The 23775-nt window shown below is 47.7% G+C and carries 1 protein-coding gene (only partly in view); it reads left to right on the top strand.

The window, feature by feature from the left end:
* A protein-coding gene (locus EH243_RS06190) for a DUF4347 domain-containing protein (RefSeq protein WP_164549056.1) crosses the window boundary here: on the top strand, window positions 1-23775 show its 3' portion. Its footprint begins 14019 nt before the window's first position; 23775 of the gene's 37794 nt are visible here — the last part of the coding sequence; its start codon lies beyond the left edge, outside the window; the stop codon is at window positions 23773-23775.

Below are 23775 nucleotides of genomic sequence, written 5' to 3'. Positions count from 1 at the left end.
ACATGGTTAGGCCTGTCGGCCGGTGCCTTAGATGCCATCAATGTGGAAGCGAATGCGAAAATAGATCTGAGGGCTGAAGCTGGCTTAGATCTCGGCTTTGGCTTTGATTTAAGCGATGTACGTACACCGATTTTTTACATCGATGAAATGACAGGTATCCATGCTTCATTGCATGGCGGGGTTGACGATCTCGATATTGAGCTAGGCTTTGACGCAGGCGCGTTGGGCACCATCGGTCTGTTGGGCAAACAGGGTAGTGCTAATATCGATTTAGGTTTTTACGCCAATATGGGCAATCCTAGCGCTGACGCGAATGGTAACGGCTATCTAGATTTAACCGAAGTGACAGATGGTTTCCAAGCCTCGGCTTTTGGTTCTGCTGACCTGAACCTACCGATGTTCTTCCCGATTGAAGCACTGCCTCTGGGCGGAACAGATAAAGACCTTGATGCTGATGGCGTTGCGGATAACGTCCTATTTGCCAAAGCAGCATTTAGTATCGATCAAAGTCAGAACTTTGTGAGTACCTTCGATTATAACCTGCCGAAGTTCGATATGAATTTCGATGTTATCGTACTGTTATTGGATCTGTTGAATGATCCGAAAACGGTTCGGGAAGGTCTGGAGGGTGCGTTCTCAGCGATCAACGAAGTGGCTAACGGCATCGATAATATCGAACTGCCGCTGGTGGGCGGTGAACCGTTTGATGATCTGGCGAATAGCCTGCGTAGCATTGAAACCAGTGTGCTGGGTGAAAAAGATGCCAGCGGTTATATCAACGGGTTAGGCAAAAAATTACAAGATCTTGAGGCGGTCGGCGGCAAAGTTTTTGAAACATTGCTCAATGAGGTCCGCCAAGGGCTTTATGACGGGCTGAAAACCATCAATAGCCCACTGTTCTCCTTTGTGGTGCCATTGTTAGATGCTTCCGGCGCCGTTCAATATGATGAAAACGGCAAGATTAAAACACGCTTACCCACCAGTGCAGATGATATTGAGTTAACCTTCTCAGCTAATGGCTTATTAAGCTTCGATATCAAGTTTGGCGGTGTGTTGGTTGATGGTGAACTTCCGGTTGATTTCACTGTGGGTATGCCCGGTTTAGGCTTAGATATTGATGCCGCTTTAATTGCTGAAATTGATTACCTGATGGGCTTGGGGATTGGCTTAGGTAATATGGCGGCGGTAGGTAGTGGACCAGATTTTGGCCTGTTCCTCGATACATCGGGTATTAACGCGAAGGGTGAAGAGATTGCGCTCGATGTCGATGCACGTCTTAAAAATGGTTCCACTGCACAGGGGACATTGGGCTTCCTAAAGGTTGATGTGACTGACCAAACGGCTGGTGAAGTGCTGCAATATGATGCGGCGGGCAATGTCATCAATGACAAAGGTGCAGGCATTAGCGGCCACTTCGGTTTTGATATTAAAGATATAGGTGGGAAAACCGGAACCGTCGCTGCTGATGGGCGTTTGGAGTTAGGCGAAAAAGTTGAATTGGTTATCAACGCCAATGCCTATGCTGAGGCGAAGCTGTTTACTAAGGTATCAACGTCGGCTGCCGATGTGTTGCCATCTATCGATACCACCATCGTTTACTACCAAGATTTAGCCAGCGGCTCACTATCTACGACGAGTGGTGCGAGTATTTCGTTTGGCGATCCGAATATCACTCTACAAAATGTACGCTTAGACGCAGGCTCGGTGTTTGAAAGCTTCCTCGGCGATACTTTCGAGACCATTGCCGATATTATTTTGCCTCTTAAGCCGGTTATCGATCTGCTCAATACCGAGATCGATATGGGTGTGGCTAAGCTTAAGATTCTAGATATTGCTTACCTTCGTTTGCCAGCCACAACCGTTGATACCGCGAAGAAAGTGATCGCTGCGCTGGCCGCTACCATCGACTTCTTAGAGAAAGCACAAACATTAAAATCGGCCGGTTATATCGATTTTGGTGATTTTAATTTAACCGGTGGCTATGCGACGGATACATCCGCGGCCGTCACATCACAAAATATCGCCGGAGCTAAATCGGAAGCTGACCGTAATGCACAGCTTGGTTCTCATGCGTCAACCATTGCCGGTCCGTCACAAGAGGGTGTAGAGGGTGGCACATCCAGTACCAATCAGTCGTCAACTAATAATCGGGCCACCTTTGGTAACCCCGCAGGACAGAAGAACTTCAGAATTCCGATTCTGGAAGATCCTGCCAGTTTGCTGCAATTTATTACCGGTCGTGGCGAAGTCGATCTGTTTTGGTACGACTTACCTGATTTGGATCTGTTTTTTGAATATCAGAAAACCTTTCCCGTTTATCCGGGTTTCAATGTCGGCTTTTTCGGCGAAATTGGTGCCAGCACTAACTTTGATTTTGGCTTTGATACCCGTGGATTCCGTGAATGGATGGAAACCGATTTTGATGTGGCTGAAACCTGGCGCTTATTTAATGGTTTCTATTTAGATGATCACGGCATTGAAAATACCGTTGAGGATCAAGCTGAAGTAACACTGCGCGCTGCGGTCGGTGTTATCGCTAGTTTGGGGCTTGGTGGTCTAGTTGAGGCGGGCGTTAAAGGAGGCATTGAAGCGATTATTGGTTTTGATCTTAACGATATGGAAACCAACTTCCTCGACGACTTGCCGGTCGGTGATGGCAAGCTTTATGGCTCCGAACTGATTGAACGTATCACCCATGGCCCGCAATGTCTGTTTGATATGACGGGTTCACTCAACCTATTTTTAGAAGCTTTCTTATGGGTCGGGATTGATGCCGGTATCAGTAAGATCACCCTGTTCGAAGCGCGTAACCGTTTTGTGAATCAAGTGTTGGCAACGTTCGAGCTGGAGTGTATTCATCACGCGCCGGACCATATCGCTTCTTGGGAGAATGATGACCAAAGCACGGGTAACCTGATCTTAAGTTATGACAAAGGTGCGGATGCTGATGCTCACAATTATACGGTTGATGTTATTACGCCGGATATCGATTTAACCCTACAGAAGCTGTCAGAAGAGGGATATCTCGATACGGAGTATTACACCAAAGCGGAAGAAACCGCGCTGCGTGATCGTATACGTACCTTGAAAAGTGACAACCCGGGTGAAGATATTATTGTTGTGAGTACCGGGCTTGTGGCCGAGGTCTATCTTGCTAAAAATGTCAGCACATTAACGATTGCGGGCACCTCCGGTAACGACCGGTATAGCTTAAAACGCTTAAATGGTCGAGTCGATTATATTGATGTGGAGCTCGGCGGTGGCAGCGACTTCATTGAGATGATTGCCGATACTGAGAATACGGAGATCTTGGCCGGTTTGTATATCAGTGGTGGTGCGAATAGCGGTGCTGCATTGGTAGCAGGGGTTGAAGATGATGTTATCTCTGTCGATGCGGGTTATTTCGGCTCCGGTAATGCTAATGATACTTATGAAATCGTCACCGGTGACGGTAATGATCAGGTGGTGGTGACCGGTGAAAATTTTGCTTACGACGGCTTAACGGTTCGGGGTAATGCCGGTGATGACATTATCTTTACCGGTGAAGGTCACGATCGCGTCTTTGGTGGTGACGGTTTCGATACCATCGCCACGTATGGTGGTAATGATTATGTTGAAGGTGGCGATGAAAATATAAGCACTGATATAGCGACCTTTACCGATCCGGATGGCAATCTACGGTTAACGCCAATCTATCAATTGGATGGTACGCCTTACGCCCATTATAACGATCAAGGGATGCCAACTGACGGTGCGGGCGGGGCTGCTTTAACGGTGACTAAAGAAAACTCACAGTTTAGAACCCAGTTTGGTGATTACATTGACGGTGGCTTAGGCGATAACACTATCAGAGGTGGTGCCGGTAATGATGAGATATCGGTGGGTGGTGTCGATGATGACGGTAATCCTATTCTGGGTGGGGTGAATGATATTCAGGGTAATGCTGGAGACGATATCATTAATGCTGGCACCGGCTCCGTTAATGTTGATGCCGGTGATGGTGATGATACCGTGGTCTGGAATTATGCACCGTTAGCGGCCGGCGCCAATCTGGTTATGCTGGGCGGCTTGGGTACCGATAGCTTTGATATCACGGTGAATGACGATGCTAGTCATGTCGATCTACGTAAGCTCAATGCAGCGCTTTTCTTAGCCGATGGGGTGACCAAAGATACCCGGGCTAAATTAACCATCGATTATGCGTCTGATTATATTATTATGGATGATATCGAGTCATTAAAACTCGATACTCAGAAAGAAAGTGATGACATCACCATTGGCGATTTGATGGATACTGGGTTGCTCAGTGTCGATATCACTCTAGGTCAGGATAAAGCACGAGAATGGCAGCCAGACCGTGATGTTGACGGTAACTATCAGGTTTATCCTGCGGATTACTCCGCCTTCCTTGCACAAACTCCTCAGTTGGATGACAACGGGGATGCGGTCAAAGACTCTAATGGCAACGTTATTTATGTGCCGGTAGAACCTCAGAGCTACATCACCAATGTGCGTCAGGGCGAATACTTCTATCGTTTCGATTTACAAGAGGGAGGCCAGTATCTGACCACCTCCAATGGTGCCCCGGTACTCGAATCGATTGTCAATGTTGCCGATTATTTAGCGTCGTCACCTGAAAATAACCAGCAAGAACTATGGTTGGCTGACGGGCTGGATAACGTGACGCTGTTTTACGGTTACGATGAGACCAAAGCCGACGACGGCCGTACAGCGGGCAATTCAGCAACGATTACTGCCGGTATGAGTGCCGCAGAGGTGCAAGCTGCACTTGAGTCTATAACCGCTATCGGCGTGGGTAACGTGACTGTTACGCCTGCCGCAGCGGCAACTGAAAGCACTCATGGTACGCAAGCGAACCCATGGGTGATTACCTTTGACGGTGCGACCACTGATTTGAACAGTAACTATTTAGTTCTGGCGCATCAGTATTTAGTGCAGAAGCATAGCGGCCCAATGACTGAGCGTGACGATACGCGTGCGCAGCAGTATCTGTATCATCTGGATGTGGTGGGTGCTGACTATTTGTCGAATACTGATCATACCCCTGATGTCACCACCATCACCGATACCATGAGTGAAGTCCCACGCAATGGTGCGCAGCTGTTGGCCTTTGATGTGCTGGATTACAACGAAGACGCACCTGTGGAGGTGAATGGTATTGTTTGGTACAACAACGAAGGTGTTGCTGTATCGTCATTAATGACAACAGACGAAGTGCAGACTGCACTCGAAAGCCTGACCGATATTCCTGCCGACAGTGTGGGCGTGAGTGGACAGGGAACGACGAATAATCCTTGGTTGATTCGCTTCTCTGATAACTCTGATAACCCGTCTGGGTCGGCGGATGAAGCCACCAAAGGTGTGGATGGTAACTTCCATACCCTCGAATTTGTTGTCGGTGGTAATGTCTTAGACGCTGGAATCATCACTAAAACAACGGTATTGGGTGATGATATTAATCTTCCGACTAATATCGAGCAGTCATTTACGCTTCCTGCGAGTAGCAAAATAACGGCTGTCAGCTACGGTGGCGGCACGGTGACCGTCGATGCTGATGATACGCAAGCGTCCATAGAACAGGCATTGTTAGCGCATTTCGGTATTGATGATGTGGTCGTGACTGAGGGTGATACTGCCGGCAGTTGGGTTGTCCAAATACTGGATGCTATTACTGATGCTGATGGTAACTATAGTCTCTTGAATTTTGAGTTAGTGGACAGTGTCTCTGGCGTCAGCACACAAACGGCGATATCTTCGACGCTGACTGACCATGTGGTTTTCCCAGCTAATGATCGTCAGGCGCTCACTATTCCCGCCAATGCTTTTGCCGCTGAATTCGCCTATAACAGTCAGACGGTAGCGATCTCCTTAGATCTGCAAGCCTCAGAAACGGTGACATTAGCACAAGCCACGGCTAACGCCATCGAAGCAGCACTGCTAAACCATCCCGATATTAGTGCGGTTAAAGCGGTCTCGGGTTCTGAGCCCGGTCAGTGGGTTGTACAATTATTGGATGCTGCCACGGATGGGCAGGGTGACTTCTTTGGTTTGAGCCTGACTGTATCAGAGCATATCGCTGATGCATTGGTAGTTCCGGCTAGTACTACAACGTTAGAAAACCCAAGCTATGTTGACGGCGTTAGCGATCCCGCAGATGCGGTGTACAGTTTCACTAATGGTGAGCAGAAACTCAACTTTAGTACTGACACAGCGATGGTCTGGTACGGTACAGAGAAAGTGTTATTGAATCGCAGTATGAGCGAGGCCGATATTTTGGCTGCATTTGATGGCATAGATGCTCTAAGGGCATCAACGGTGGCGGTTGTTCAAGCGGTCGATGGTTTGGGTGACCCTGACTGGACGATGACGTTCTCGCCTCTGGATGCGAGTAATATCTCTTATGACGTGATGAAGTTGGCTGAAATCTCGTCTGTTGCGGTTGTTGATCAAGCCAGTATTGAGTCACAGGTGTTGGAAAATGCTGGGCGGGTTCAGAACCTCACGTTGGCTGGCGGCCCTGTTTCGCTTTGGTATGGTGATAAAGCGATTGATCTCAGTGTGTTGAGCGCTGCAGCGATAGAAACGACGTTAGAGAAATTTGATTCAATTGATGACGTGCATGTCACAGGAACAGGCGCGGTTTCCGATCCCTGGCAGGTTACTTTCTTGCAAGCAGAACGGTCGGATGATGGTTCATATCTGCAGTTACGTTCCGACCAATACACATTGAACAGTTCGGTCATTCAGGCTTCAACTGCGTTCTCACGAGATTTGAGCAACGGCGTTGCTGCGACACAAACGTTGTATCTGGAAGACTGGCAGGATCATGCTTATTTCTCCTACAACGGCGAGTCGGTAGTCTTACAGCGTGATATGAGCGCGCTTGAAGTGGAGTTGTATCTTGAAACGCTTGATACCATTACCGATGTTTGGGTCGGTGGTACGGGTATTGAAAATGACCCATGGACCGTTGCCATCATTGATGCAGACCAGAATAGCGGTGCTAACTATGTATTCGAACGCTTTATTAATATCCAGAATATGGAAGTTAAAGCGGATGTAAATACGGCTGATAACAAACAGCAGCAATACATCGATAAGGCAGATGTTGTTGCCGGGACTTATCTGTATTACGGTGATTTTAGTGTTGAACTAAAGGCCGCCGATCTAACGGCGGCGGGTTTGCAAACGGCTTTGATTAACGCTGGCATAAATGTCGTTGTTTATGATGAAACTAGCGTTTTCAGGATAGAGCTTGTCAATGCCGCGAGTCAGGCCATTATGGTCAACCCTGCAGGGGGCGGTTTAATTGATAAGTTAACGGTAGCGCAGGACATTAATGTCCAAATGACGCTGCCTTTGGGTGTTTCCAGCACAACCTTTACTCACCCAGACTATGCTTCAATTACGGTTGATTTGACCGCGCTGAACGCAGCTAAAGCCGCAGGAGATAGCGTTGCAATGACTGCGGCCGCGAATGCGGTTGTTACGGATCTCGAAGCTCAGTTTGGTGCTTGGAGTGCTGTTGATCAATTGGGTGTGGCGACGCAGATCATTGTTGCTGGTGATGGTTTAAGCCGAAATACGATGTTTACTATTGAGTTAAACGGGTTCTCATCACAGACACCGATCACTCAAACCTATGATTTCAGCGGTCCAGGTGTACAGGCACTGATTGATAATATTTCATCCAGCTACAAAGTTATCGAGCGGGTGGACACTGCAGGTAACTGGAACATTGAGCTCGATGGTGCCGGTGATTACGCCGTGTTACCGCTTAACTCATCGACAGGCACGGCTGAGGGATATTTATCATCGTTCCAGACCATTGAGCAAAATGTACCCCGTATGATTGAGAAGCCAACGTGGTCGATCCCTGACGGTGGTGGTGAAGCTGTACTGGACGGAGGCACTGATTGGTTTGAAGATCCTACCTACAATACCGATAACGCTAACGATAGCGTGTTAATTGAAGGTGGCGATGATGCCAGTATCCGAGATTACTTTACGGTCGGTCACGAGCTGCAAGACACCGGTCTTGTTGATGCGAGCCTCGATCCTATCCTGCAGAAAAATACCGATACTGTGCAGGTTGTTCACCGTCGGGTTGATTTAACCGAAGCGGATAACCTCAGCGAACGTCAAGTAACGATCACGATTCGCGGCATCGATCGCAAAGCGGATGAAGCGGATACCACCGATAAATTCGACACCATTAATATTAATGCCTTGGGCGGTGACGATTTCATTATTGCCGGCTTTAGTCCAAATGAAGAGAATATTCTGGGCAACACTATTAATTCTGATTCGGTCATACTGTCCCGTGCGGTGGATAACCTTGGCCTCAGCGGTGGTGACGGAGATGATCGTTTAATCGGGAGTCAATATAACGATCGTATCAATGGCGGTGAGGGCAATGATGTTATTACGGGTGGCCGTGGTACCGATATCTTTGAAGATGTCGATCTTGATGATAATGACATTGACACCTTGATAGAACAACGTGATTTGAACTTCAGCTTGTCGGATGATTCATTCAAGGTAACAGGCCAGCAGCAATCATTGCTTGATCCGACAGAAGACGTTGCTGTGTATGAAGATGAAACCAGCGTTGGCGTGTTTGAGCAGTTTGAAATATACGGCGGGGCGAGCAGCAATAACTACGGCGTTTTAGATTTTACCAAAGGCGCCTATTTCGACGGTGGCTTTGGTTCCGATAGCTATGTGACGACCCTGAGTGGGGTTGTCGATGATCAGTCAAACGTTCATATCATGGACAGTGGCACGGGGGCCACTGAGAGCGATACGTTAGAAATTCGCGGTGCCGATGATGCGGATGATCTGTTCCACCTAGATGTCGATACTCAGTATCAACTGTTAGAGAGAGCGAGAGATTCAATAGCCGATGCGTTGAGCGATTTTGTGCTTAGCTATGACAATATAAGCATCAATGTCCTTACCACTGATACGGCCAGCAGCCTACAAACTACATTGGCGAATGCGGGTATCACGGCTCGCGTGGCCGAGGTGGGCGGCGATGCGCTGATGATCGAGCTGATAACCGCACCGCAAACGTCAGAAGAAAAATTCATGCGTTTTGAGGTGTCGGATGCCGCGGCGGCTTCGGTCTCTGTTATTCGCTCATTTGTCGAGCGTTTGGCCGAAGATGGCACGGGTGATACGTTGCTAGCGGGTAAGCCCGATATCGATGCTATGTTCGAGCGCAAAGATAATGAGATTCAGGTTTACAGTATATTACCGGGCCAAACCGGCAGCTATACCTTGAGTTACGATGGTTTCACAACCGACTTATTAAGTAGCACCGATGATGCAGCTGCTATTAAAGCGGCGCTGTTGTCGCTCATCGACCCAGCGAGCGGTGAGAATGTCATCAGAGAGCTGAACATAAAAGGTACGGGGACTAGCCGCGATCCTTGGTATGTCAGCATTAACGATGCGACGCAAGATATCCAAGGCAATTTCTATGTATTGCAATCGAACAATGCCGCGCTGATCAACAAACCGGTTGATATTGCGGATGCGATTGCCAGTACGACACCCTCAATCTCAATGGCAGATCCAGAGTTCTATCAACGGGTTTATTACACTGATGGTCTAGGTACTGTGTTGGTGCATGGTGGCGGCGGTAACGATACCTTCGTTGTCGATGGCACGATGGCTTCTCTGAATGTTTCTGGTGATGAAGGTGATGATAACTTCTTAATCGGACGGGTTATTGACACGCATTTTGTTGATGATGGCCATGGCGAGTTAATTGAGGTGGTCAAGGGGCTGAATGGTATTACCGCCGGTGTTAATGACAATAGCTTCTTTTATGGCGGTATCGGCGACGACTATTTTGAGGTTAACCATAATATTGGTCAGCTGTCCTTATACGGTGAAGCGGATGACGATACCTTCTTCCTGAAATCCCATTTACAAAGTGGGGTATCGGCTTCAAGTGTGGTAAATGACACCGGCGGTGGCGGTATTGTTGCTGGCGCAGGCGATGAGAATAATCTCACTGCCGAAGATGAAAAAGACACCATGATTAACTACGTGCAGAATAATCGTGTGTCTATTTATGGTGGTTCTGGTTTCGATACGTTGATTCTATCGGGCACACGTCAGGGTGATGAGTTTAATATTTTCACTGACGAAAACGATAAGCAGTACATCTATGGTGCAGGCCTTAAAATTGAAGGTGTTAGCGGCATTGAGCGATTAGCTTTGCTCACCGGGGCAGGTGAGGATGTTATTAACCTCTATGGCTTGAATGCCGATATCACACTGTTATTGAGTTTGGGTTCTGGTGATGACCACATCAATTACGGTGGTGCAGCAGACACCTTTGAAGTTATCTATCCTGAATCCAATGCGACTTACACGGTTGAGCAGGATGTGTTGCAAGACGTACTGGATGCGCAAAGTGTGACTAATAATGAAGTTGTCTTTTCGAAGCGGGAAAACAGTTTTGATGCTGCCGCATGGGAAGCATTCTTCCAAAAATGGGTGAAGGCAGATGCCAATCCTGTTATTGATGAGGCCCATTGGCGGTTATTTGAGGCTAACTTAACCGTTGCTTTAAAGCTCTTCGCTCAGGGTGTTGAACGGGCTCGCTACTACCCGGTGAATGGCGTCAGCTTGTCTAGCCTCGAAAGGAAAAACTTCGATTCCTGGACATTCACTGTTCGTCAGGACAATACCGCAGCCGTTGATGCTTATGTGCTAAATACCAATTTGCTCGAAGAAGCGTTGAACTTTACGGGTCAAGAATGGGGACAAAATTTCTCTGATGGCGATTGGGAAAATTACTTCGCCAGTTACGCGCCGATCGAAGATGTCAAAGTTAGCGAATTGGGGCATGCGATCGCGCCAGCGTTGCCGGATGAAATTGATTTTGACCTGCTCAATAGTCTCGCTGATACGGGGTCGATCAATGCCGGTAATAACACGCTGGATGATGTTTTCTTCGGCACCTACTTAAACTGGGTAATAGGCCAGACAGTCACCGGCAGTATTATTCAAAGTGATGGAGTTCGTTTAGGCTCATCTAATAACGACCCAGAGATTGATAACTGGGGCTATGACCCCGATCTGTATTTGACGGATCTATATACGCGTAATGTGCCGGTTTATCATCAGGCGAGTTACTGGTTCTTTGGCACGCATCACTATACCTATACCACGGCTTGGGAGGGGGTGACGGGTGTCGGCGAAGAGAAGTACGCTTCAAACGATCGTATCGGTGTAGCAGGGACAACCCCTGGCAAAGATATGTTCTGGGATATGATTTCGCTGTTTTATGATGTTGAGGCGAAGAAGGAAAGCGATACGACTATTAACGTCGTGCAAGATTATAGCGCCGATGAGGTGACCGGTACTGCCGCGTATAAATTTGATAATTTACCTGAGCGTAGCGTACTTAAGATATTGCCTGAAAACTACGATATGTCGCGTATTGCTGGCTTGGTTCGAGTTGTGGGTGGTGCTGGTACTGATACGGTGACCGTTAACGCGCGAGATAACGCGGGTTTGGATATAACCCTAGAGAAACAAGCATTAGAAACGGTTGATTTTGATTTTAATCTCACCAAATTAGCAGAATTGACCGATGGTACCGGCTTTACGCCGGATGATTTGAAGAGTGCTTTAATCCGCGCTCATAACGACACCCAAGTCGGTGTTCTGGATGACCTACTCAATGGTGATGTTGCCGAAGCCAGCGTTACCTTGTCGAAAGACTTGTTGGTTGAGGAGTTTACCGCACTCGAGTACCTCAACCCATTGCAGGCGGCTGTCACGGCATTGGCTAACACCAATCCCGTTGTCTCGGATACGACCTTTATTGATCGCTTAGATGGGTTTGTGAAGCGCGGTCTGCAGCTAATGGGTGAAAACCTGATTAGCACCTATGATTTCTCTCTCGATGTATTGGATGCTTTGCTGATTGACCCGATGCTGGATGAAATATCTTCTTCTAGTCTGAAGAGCGATGTTGTGGCTCGCCTTGAAGGCTTGAGAAGCTATCTTGATCTGTCCGGTGTCCGTGCGCAATTGAAAGATGGCAGTTTGCCGGGTGGTCGAGTTTATGACATCGCCTCTGACTCTGCGCTTAGAGTGTATAAGCAGACTCAACTGGATACCTCAATACGATCAACGAGTTATGAATATTCTCAGAATATTTGGGATAACGAAACCTGGGATGCTGCTTATGATTGGAATGCGTCGTTGGGCGAGTATGTTCGCCGTTTAGACCCTAACGCTGATGATGTGCAAGCACTAACACGTAATGATAATGGTTATGGGGATGGCCCGCAGGCGGATAGTACAGTCGGTAAAACCAACTATAACGTTGTCCGTGAGATTGATACCCGTGAAGTACTGGCGATTCATTACACTGTTGGAGATACTTCAGGAATCGAAGGGGTCAATTGGGTTAGTGGTACGGTGGGTAATACCGATGCGACCCGGGGTAAAGATATTCTGCTTAATAATCAGTATGCAGAGATCGTGGATAATCTGGATCATTCTTATTACAGCTATTCCTACTACGGGGTTGGTGCTCAGCACGAAGAAATTCTGGAAGCGGTTGCGCTACGTCGCTTTAATCAGGATAGCAGTGCCAATGATGTGGCGGCGAGCAATCAATTAGATGACGGCGTGTATCTCACCGCGGATAACTGGAAGGATTACGCTATTGCTGTTGGCCAGGGTGCCTTGGGCGATCTTGACTTCAACGATGCCAACGTTACGCATTTAATCGAAACCCTTGATGGTGGGCAGGCTCTGCGTACTGACGTAGAAGCACCGTTGCTGGATGGCTTAATCATTACCCGTGATATCAATGGCACTGCCGTGGATCACGAGATAAATATCAATGCTGTGCAAGACGACTATGGCTTCTATTTGGCCGAGTCGGTAGAAATAATCATGACGATCAACGAAACGCTGGTGGTCACCGATGAGTTTGTTACCGGTAAAGGCGCCGTTGAGAATGTTGTCGCTTTCGATACGCTGCAAGGCTTAGGGGAGTATGCCGTCCGCATGGTCGGTGTAGAAGACATAGTACTTAACCTGAATGCCGATGATGCCAATGACAACAGTCAGGTTATTGTTGATAAGGTCTCGGTTGAAAGCCTGCATCACGCAACGGACATTACGGTGAATACCGGTGCTGGTGACGACAAGCTTTTTGTTTCAGCCGCGGGTGCGGAGAATATTCAATTGAACTCGGGTGAGGGTAATGACTTCATCACCCTGTCTGATACCGGCACATACGCTGAAGTCAATGCGGGAGCCGATAACGATACGATTCGGGTTAATTACAACGCTACTGATTTGCAAACCAATTTGAATGGTATTGCTGGTGAACTCGTCTTACGCGGCGAAGCGGGCTCCGATTGGTATTACATTGGCCTAGCCGGTGAAGGTGAGTCAGTTATTAGTATTGATGACGATGCGGCTGATACCGGTTTTGATCGGGTCGCAATTCAGGGTACTGACCAAGCGGATAACTTTTTATTCCGTCCGGATACTATTTTTGCACTAGAGGTGGATGCCGATGGCAACCCACTGATCGGTGCGCCTATTCAACGTGTTAATTACAACATCGATAGTAATGATGAAATCAATGTCTATGGTCGTGATGGACATGACAGCTTCACCTTTGATGACACCACTGCGAAGATGTCGGTTTATGGCGATGCCGGTGACGATACCTTCCAAGTGGGTCAAGTATTTAATTCGGCTAGAAATAATGTTGAATCTGGTCTGGCGCCTGAGGATTATTTTGATACAACCTTGGTAACGCAGGGCTATATCAGTAATGGTATTAGCTATGATACGTCTCTTAATGGCGGTATTGGCGAGGACAACTTTATTGTCTATCGCAATGTCGCTTCTGTTGATCTCAACGGTGATGAAGATAACGATACTTTCTTAGTTCGCAGTTTCGTACTGGTTGATCCCGATGATGAAAACGCGCCGGTTACCAATATTAATGGTGGTCAGGGCGCTGACTTCATCAACTACGCGATGAATGCGCCGGTTAATATACGTGGCGGCGATGGTTTAGATACCGTGACTATTCTGGGGACTGAGTTTGGTGATGATTATGTCATTACCGAACAGGGCGTTTTTGGAGCGGGTCGCTTTATTGGTTTTGAGGGCATTGAGCGGTTAATTATTAATGGCATGGAAGGTAATGATAACTTCTATGTATATAGTACCAGTGAAAACCTCGATCTGAACCTGATCGGTGGCTTAGGCAGCGACACCTTTAATACCGCTGGCGGTAATGACGGTGAGTCGATTACCGTGGTGGCGGATGATCTACAAGGCCATAGTGGCTTGTTGGAACACACCTTAACCACGGGCGATACTCGCTTTCAGGCATTGACCCAAACCATCTCTGTCGATGTGATGGACGATGATGAAGCCGGCGTTATTGTTCGTCCCGTCGGTTCATCAATACGTACATACGAGAAAACCGTCGGCGTTGTTTTAGCCGATCGCAATAAAACCAATAACACCTATGAAGTGGTTTTGACCCGAGCACCGCAGGATGTTGTACGGGTGACTGCCAGTGCCGTTTTGGCGACAGAACTGGAATTAAAACAGGGTGGTAAAGGCGTTGCCTTGAATGGTAGCGAAGACACCACCACGCTATTGTTCGATCGTACCAATTGGTTTATTCCACAGTTGGTGACGGTCACCGCGCCCGATGATGATCTGGCTGAAGGTGTCCGTAATATCGTGATCCGCCATTCGGTGAAAGAGGGTGATACTGATCAGGATGGCGATGAGTATGATCGTATTCTGGTGGGGCAGATTACAGCAGAAGTGGTGGATGATGATTTAACATCCCATAAAGTGATTGATGCCAACCCCGATGTTGCCGTGACCTTAATGAGCAATAATCGTTATGAGGTCGCGTTATCGCAAGCGCCTACGGCGGACGTTGTGATAGAGATCGAAACGCCAGACTCAATGGAGACGGATAAAACAACGTTAACCTTTACTGCAGCAGATTGGGGGCCACAAGTGGTCGCCTACAGTGATGCTAGTGGCGGTGCACCGGATGGTCTGATTTCTCACTTAGTGATTACCGATGATGCCTTCTTTAGTGGGCAGGTCATGGGCAGCCTCGATGTGCGCTCGGTATCGCCAACCATCTTAATCGCTAAGAGTAGTAGTGAACCGTTGGTTGCTGAAGCGGTAGCCGCTTTGCGCAGTGATAGCTATGAGGTGATGTTAAGCCATCAACCGTCTGACAATGTGACGATTACCATTGCGAGCGATGGTCAGTTAGCCACCGATGTTACTGAGTTGACATTTACGCCCGGCAATTGGAGTGAGGCGCAAACGGTTACCTTCACCGCCATCGATGATACGGATGTTGAAGGTATTCATTATGGTCGCTTGAGTCATACCGTGAGCAGTGCTGATCCGTACTACAACGGTCTGGCGATGGGTGTGGTCGACGTGACTATTGCGGATGATGAATCACCCACGTTGCTGATTATTCAAGAGAATGGTCGTGCGCAGGTGACAGAAACCGATGCTGAGGGTGTTCTCGGTGAAGGCATGGTGCTGGTTGATAGTACGGGGCTTTCGGTGCAGGCGAGTTTTGGTTTGGCGGAAGTGGACGAGCTGCAAGGCAACGACACCGTCAAATCAGCTCAGGATTTAAGTGCCGCCCGTTGGACAACCGCTACCGATCCGACGATTGCCCATTCTATAGCTGCGCCGCACATTACCGTTAATGGTCGGGGTGATGGCTCGAAAGATTATTTCCAATTCACCGTTACCCAGCCAATGATTGATAACGCAGGTTCTGCTGGAATTGATTTCTGGGCCGAGGTAGATTCCGATTATGCCTCCGGTGATAGTGTTTATTGGCAGAGTAGAACTAACCTATTGACGTTGGCACAGGGTAAAACGTCGGTGTTGCCGGCGAACTATATCAACAACAGTTACATTAATTACAAGATTACCGAAGCGGGCACCTATTTTGTCGAGGTTGAAGGCAATATCAGCAATACCAATCCAGCATGGGAAGGTGTACCTGAAGGTGCTGATTATAAATTGCATCTCAGCCTGCCGCAGCAGGTCACTACGGAGTTCGATTTCAGCCAGTCACCTTTACTCGAAATAGAGAATGAAACGGGTTTTGCTAATGGCGTCGGCGGTCAGCTTATCAGTGATATTGATGGCGTTAGTGGTACGGGGAGTGACAATAAGGGCTGGTATACCGATCCTAACATTCTCATTGGTAATGCCGACGTAGGCGGTGTCATTAATGATTCGATGTCACACATCACCATTGAAGGTGGTGGCTCCTATAAAGCGGATAGTTACCTCTTCGAAGTCACGGATGATATGTTGTTCAGCCCCGCGGGCTCGGTTCATGCGGACGACTCCAACTTAGGCAGTAAAAGCGGTTGGTACACCTCTGCGGGTATAAACTTCCCAGCGTCGGTTAAAGTGGGAGACCAGTGGCATGTGACTGTTTCTGGTGTGACTTATGATGTTGAGGCGATGGGCACCAGTGGTGCTGACCTGGCTGCCTCATTGTTAACTCAACTGAACGGCTTGGATAGCTTCTTTACCGCAGCTATTGGGAGTTCTGCCGACGATGTAGTGATAACGAATATCGAAAACGGCTTTAAGCTGTCTATTATCCATGAGACGGCTTATGCCGCTGATCAAACCTCGATCTCTTTGCAAGAAACCAATGTCGTGCTAAAAGCGCCATCATTTGGTGTGGAAAATGGACAGGATTGGATAGTCACCATAGATGGTCAGGATTACACCTTTGATAAATCGTCCGGTGCTAACAACCTCAATACCGTAGGCGCTGGTTTAGTTGGCGCGGTTAAGGATGTGCTAGGTACTGATTATCGTATTAAATACGACGATGCTAGCAAAACCCTCACCGTGACGGACGATGCCAGCAAAGCGGTCAGCGTTCGCGTGGTTGATGATCGCTCTGTTGATGCGGGCTCAACCCAGTTAATTGAGCGTAAGTTCACTATCGACACAGGTGTTGCCAACAATCGTACTTGGTCTGTTACTGTCGATGGAGAAACGGCTGAGTACACGAGTAGCTATACCGATGCCGCTAATGCGCCAACATTGGCTGAAATCACGGACAATATTCAAGCACAACTGGATAGTAAGTTAAATGGTAACTACAGCATTACCTATACCAGTGGTAATACATCCTTTGTCGTGAAACGCTCGGATGGCAACGGCATGACGACATCCGATGCGCGTTTCTCTACTTCACAGGAAGTACATCAACAAAAACTGGTGCTGGATAGCACCCTTACTGCTGAAAACTGGCGCGTATTGTCGGGCGCTAGCGCGGTGGCCAGTAATGTTTCAGCTACCGATGTGGACATTGTTGGTGCGGATCTCGCTACACAGCTGACCGCAGGTGATTATGTTGCTCATTATGAAGCCTCGAGTAATACACTGATGATAACCCGAGATAATGGTGCCAGCCCAGATTTGACGTTGAACGCGATGGTGACTGAAGATACTGAAGCGTCTCAAAGCACCGTTAATGTGACGGTTTATTCTCAGGCTTTAACTATCGATTCTGGTTACAGCCATAGCAGTAGTGATGTTTGGACAGTAACGGTTAAGGATAGTAACGGTGATGATGTCTCATACAGCGGCGCTTCATTGTCGACCATTTATGGCATTGCTGGAGCGGCTGGTGGATTAGCGGGTGTAGCGACAGCACTGACCAATGGTTTAGCTGGGATTACGGTAACCGTCGATACGGGTGCCTTAGTATTTGTTGCCGATGATGAGAGCCGCGTCTCTGCGAGCTTGAGTATTGAAAATATCGAAGTTCTACAGGGTCCACAGGTCGACGATAGAGATCGTTGGGATACCTATGCGTTAGATCTTACTGATGATGCTCTACCCGCGGTGGGTGATGCTTGGTCGATTACGGTTAATGGCATCACTTATACGTATCTCGTGAGCCAAAGTGATATTGATGCGCCTGAGTCGATTAATGACAAGGTTGCTACCGGTTTGATGGACCTGCTTCATGCTGCAGGCCTGAGTAGCACTGTAACAACCATCGGCAATCGGGTGTTGATTGATACGGTCGATGACGCCCTTGTTTCAAATGGACGTAAGACTCAGGTTCAGGGCTTGTTCGATATCGATTACGGTTCTTCTTTTAGTAACAGTTCGACTAACGTCTATCAAAGTGAGTCATTTTCATCTTCAGGTAATATTTTTACGACTGTCACAGAGACCAAGCGTGTAGTAGAAACACGGGTGACCTCTACGCAATCCTATTTGCCGTACATGAAAGTGTTTGATATGACGTCTGGCGCTGTTAATGGCACAGAGATGACCTTTGATAAAGACTTTAGCTGGCTGGCGGACAACGGCAGCAGCAGTCAGGGAGACCCTATGTTGGAGTTCCTGTTTGCTAATAAAGGCACTTATCGAGTTGAAGTGGGTTATTCGGTTACCTATACCAGTGATGTGAATGTGCGCACGGAAATTACTACGCTGGAGCGATCGTTATTTAATACCACTAGCAATACATCGGTAACCACTAACGGTAATAGTTATTCAAATACCTACCTAGAAGGTATGACAGAGAACTATAAGCTGAATATTTCGCTCGAGGGTCATGCCACCGATAGTAATTATGTGAAGATGGATGGCATGTTATTGACGGTGACGTCGGGTGATAACGCAGGTCAGACAGCCATTATCGAAAGCTATGACGCGCTAACCGATACCTATAATCTCAAGTCCAATCTAGTGTTGAGCGCAGGTGATCGTTTCGAAGTGAGTTATCTGATGAGCGGTGTGGATGGCTACGCTAATGAAAGCTGGCAAGATGACTCTTATCAAGTGGTCTTGTCGGGTGCACCTATGGTGCTTGATCCAGTCACGGGCTTGCTGGTGCCGGATTTAGTTACCGTTGATTTTGCCGGTATTGAAACACGGACTTATCATAGTAATTACGCCTTCGAAGACGGTAAAACGGCCGAGCATAATCAGGTTCAGGTAGGCACAGACACATCGAGTATTACCTTTGTAGGTGGTACGCCCGGTGCCGGCCAAGTAGCTTGGGATGATATTCAAACGATTACCTTGTCAGCGGCCGATGACGACATTATTGATGGCGGTGATGCCCAAGTATTTGCTCCGTTAGGCGAGCGTCTTAATAGCATTCGCGGGCCGATCTCTATCGATGGTGGCTTGGCGGATAGCGCCGCTCAAACCCTAAATAACCCATTGCTATTACCGGAAGAAAACAACTGGTACAAAATTGAAGGTACGCTCGCATCGATCGATAATGTTGGCGGCCATATTGTAGTGACTGACATAGCTGCTGAATATTGGGATAAAGACTCATCTACACACAATCCTGGTTTTAATTTAGACATTGAGAATGGGCTGTTTGAATTGGTTATGGTTGATAATGCTAGTGGTGAAAAGGTCACCATGGAGATCGCAGCGCAAAATGGTCAAACCTTAACCTTAGTGGGAGACTGGCCAAATGGTATTGCACCAATGACGCGTGACTATTACATCAACCCAGTCAATATGAATACACGGGTGACTGAAGTCACTCAAGTTGATGTGCTTAATTTGTATAACAGCGCTAGCCCCGCAGCAGAAAGTGGTACCTTAACGGCGGATACGATCACTGGCTTTGGTATGGGAGATAACATCAGGCTGGGTGATGAAGAGATTCCCGGCGGAATTCGTTATGCCAATATTGAAACGCTGTCGATTGAATTGGGCGACAGTGTTGATGATTTGACGATTCAGTCTACTCATATAGGTAGTACAACAATTGATACTCGTGGAGGCGATGATCAAATTAGCGTTGAAACAGTGGCGGGTGCTTTGACACTTAGAACCGGTGAAGGAGACGATGTTATTACCGTAGGTAGCCAGCAACAATTAGCGGATGAGATCGCGGCATTGTTAGTGGTCGATGGTGGAGAAGGTGATAACCAACTGATCGTAAATGATACGGGTGATGTTGATAGTAACGACGTACTAGTTACTGATGACAGCATCACCGGTTTGGATATGCCATCGTTGGCGGAAATTCAATTACTCTACATACGCGCCGTATCGGGAAGTTATATTCTCGATATTGATGGTGTAGCTATTAGTATTCCCGATCTAGACGAAGCGACGTTATTGGCGGCTTTGAAAACGCACTTCAGTGCAGGTCCAGGCTTAGTGGTTGAACGACAGGATATTGTGAATGGTTATACCTTCACTATCACCTTCGGTGGTGAATTGGCCGGTGAGCCTATTTCACCGTTGGCCATTACCGATATAGCGGGATTGAATGCGGCAGCTGATGCGACCGTAGAGGTTAAAACCAGTACCGTCAGAGAAAGCTCGTTAACCGCTCAAACTGGACTGATTCAAACAGTAACCCCAGCAGCCTCAGGCGCTTATCAGTTAGAAATTCTGGGTCAATTAACCGCATCAATCTCTGTTACGGCCACTCAGGCGGAAATTATTGAAGTGTTAAGGCCAGTACTGAATCCGAATAACAAGCCCGTCTCGGTTGTAAACGATGACTTGTCGGATCAACAGGATTACTTGCCGTACACCGACAATATTTCAGTTATTCGAGTTGGTAATGAATGGCTGATTCAGTTCCGAGGTGCCTATGCGGATGTTGAAATTACGAGCGTTGTTGGTGATGCTACCGTTGAGAAACGCATGGATGGCATCAACTATTACAATATTAGCCAGCTGGATATTAATTTAGGCAGTGGCAGTGATATCGTCAATGTTCAATCGTCCCATCAAAACACAGAAACCAGCATTAACACTTTTGCGGGTGAAGACTCTATCTACGTTACCAGCAATGCTAACGCAGACTTGACCAATCAGTCTGATGCCCATGGTACTTTGGATGGTATTAATGGCTTGTTGAATATTGATGCGGGAAGTGATGAAAACGCGCTGTATATCAGTGATTTTGATGATGTTGATGCTGATAACGTGAGCTTGAGTCGTGAACGTCTTAGCGGCATGGCTTTAGGCGATATTACCTATACTGCGACCAACGGTAATTATAATAACGACTTAGTGATCTGGGCCGGCAAAGGTGCCGATCAAATCTTGGTTAACAGCGTGTATGTTGAAGGTGTTAGCGCAACCTCTCTATATGGTAATGATGGTGACGATATTATTACGGTAACAGCTAGCGATAACCTGTCGAATCCAGCTCATACAGCGTTGGCGTCACTTAGTGACAGTGAAGCTCGCCGTTTAGATATCTTTGGTAACAAGGGTGACGATAACGTTTATGCGGGTGCCGCTACGATGGCCATCCGTGTATATGGTAACGAAGATAATGACTTAGTTTTCGGTAGCCGAGGCGATGACATTCTGTATGGCAATGAAGGTGATGATCGCATTTACGCGAATGAAGGTAACGATATCGTTTACGGTAATGCGGGACGCGATACATTAGAGGGTGACGAGGGTAACGACAGAATAATAGGCGGTTCTGAAGACGATATTATCAGAGGTAATGCGGGTGACGATGTCATCTTGGGTGACAGCGGTAACGACATTATCTTTGGTGAAAATGGCTCGGCACAAAACGCTGCAGGCAATGATTTGCTCGCCAGTGAGTTGGATGACCTTTCATTGATTACCAGCGATGACCTCAGTGCTGATGGCAGCGATACGATCGATGGTGGTGAAGGCGACGATCGCATTATGGCCGGTTTAGGTGGCGACGTTGTCACTGATATGAGCGGCGATAATATTGTGCTGGGTGACTTAGGCGCAATCGACTATATCGATGTTAGCGCCATTAGTGCCGGTGTTGTTACCTTGGTTCGCTCAAGTAGCGCTCAGGGGGGTGATGACGATATCCGCGTGGGAAGTCTCTCAGGTAATAATATTGTGATGGGCGGTCAAGGCGCAGACTTTGTCGAGACGAGTGTTGGCCATGACCGTATTATAGGCGATAACGGTGAAATCGTTATCGGAAACGATGGCGTGATCCAGACGATTCAGACTACCGGCATTACCAATGGCGGTGATGATGTCATTATCACCACAGGCGGTAACAATACTGTTCTGGCCGGTCAGGGTAATGACCGAGTCACGGCGGGTGCCGGTGATGATGATATCTTCGGCGATAATGGCCTGATTGAGTATGTTGATGGGGTGGTGGTACGTTTGCTGTCGACGGATGTCGATGAGACAACCACCGGCTTAGATACCATTGATGCAGGGGATGGCAGTAACCGCGTGATCGGCGGCTTCAACTCCGATAGAGTGACCACCGGCGATGGTGTGGATGTGATCTTGGGTGATGCCGGTGAGTTGATCTATGTTGATAATGTTATTACGCGAGTAACGTCAGCGAAAACCTCAATCGGTGGTGCTGACACTATTCAAAGCGGAGATGGTGATAACGTTATTCTGGCTGGTCCCGGGGCGGATAGCGTTGTCACGGGTATCGGTGACGATGTCGTTCTAGGCGATACCGGTGAGGTGCTATTTGAAACGGGCCGACTACAAAGGATTGTGACTAGCAACGAGGGCGATGGTGAAGACCATATCAACACGGATGCTGGCGATGACATTATCTTTAGCGGCTTGGGCAGTGATGTTATCAACTCTGGCGCAGATAACGACATTGTGATTGCCGATACCGGTGTCCTGAATTATAACTTTACCTCAGAGCCTGCCGTATTAATCAGAAATGATGTCGATGCGAATTTAGGCGGGAACGACATTGTTAATCTGGGTGCTGGTAATGATATTGGGCTTGGTGGTGCCGGTTCTGATTCGATTCGTGGCGAGGAGGGCGAGGATGCCATCTTTGGTGACTTTGTTAATATTACAATAGCGAATTCAGGGCTGAGGGATTTCCAGTCTACCTTACCTACCTTTGGCGCCAGTGACATTCTGTCAGGCGGAGACGGGTTTGACATTATGGTCGGTGGTAGTGGCTTTGATTATTTCGATGGTAGTTTAATCACCGATGTCATTATCGGTAACTATGCGCGTATTCAGGATTCCGCAGACTTCACCTCTTTATTGATTGTTTCTGACCCGACTAACCGTGAAGTTATATCTTCTAGCCTGTTTAGCATCTATGGTGTTAATACGGATATAGCGCAAGAAGAGGATGATGACATCTTTATAGACTTTGGGGACTCTGGGGACTCTGACGCTGAGCCACTGCGTATTGATACGGCCTTGCGTTTAACGCCATTGTTGAATGGCGAAGAGCTTTCCCGCTTGTCTGATCAAGAGCTGCAAGAGTTTTTGCGGAATCTTCCACTGCTTGGAGTTGAGCAACGAAGAGGATCGGGTCATACATCTACACCTGTTAGCGTACCAGTCGAAGAGCAGAAACCTGCAGTTCCTGTCGCGCCAGATGATGCCATAATTCCAGTGGCTATGATGAATGAACGGCCAGCGCAAGATAGGTCTTGGCTGTCAACCGCTAGCGATTCTGAAAAGAGTGTTGATTGTGAAGCAACGGAGCTGGACCGTGAGTATGCCACACCGGCAAGTGAACCCTTATCGGATTCATTGGCCATTGGTCTGCTGTTAGCGGCTAATGTAGCAGGGCAGCGAGGATGGCGACTTGGGCGCTTAAGTAATGAAGACAATGTTATTCAGGGAGATTTGCAAGACTTGCGAAGAGCACAGTTCAGTCGGAAGTATTCGATCTGGCAGAAAAAGGATTTAACATGA

Source organism: Amphritea opalescens (genome assembly GCF_003957515.1).
Classification (GTDB): domain Bacteria; phylum Pseudomonadota; class Gammaproteobacteria; order Pseudomonadales; family Balneatricaceae; genus Amphritea; species Amphritea opalescens.
Note: the sequence above shows the minus strand (reverse complement) of the source record. Positions and strands in the feature narration are given on the sequence as shown.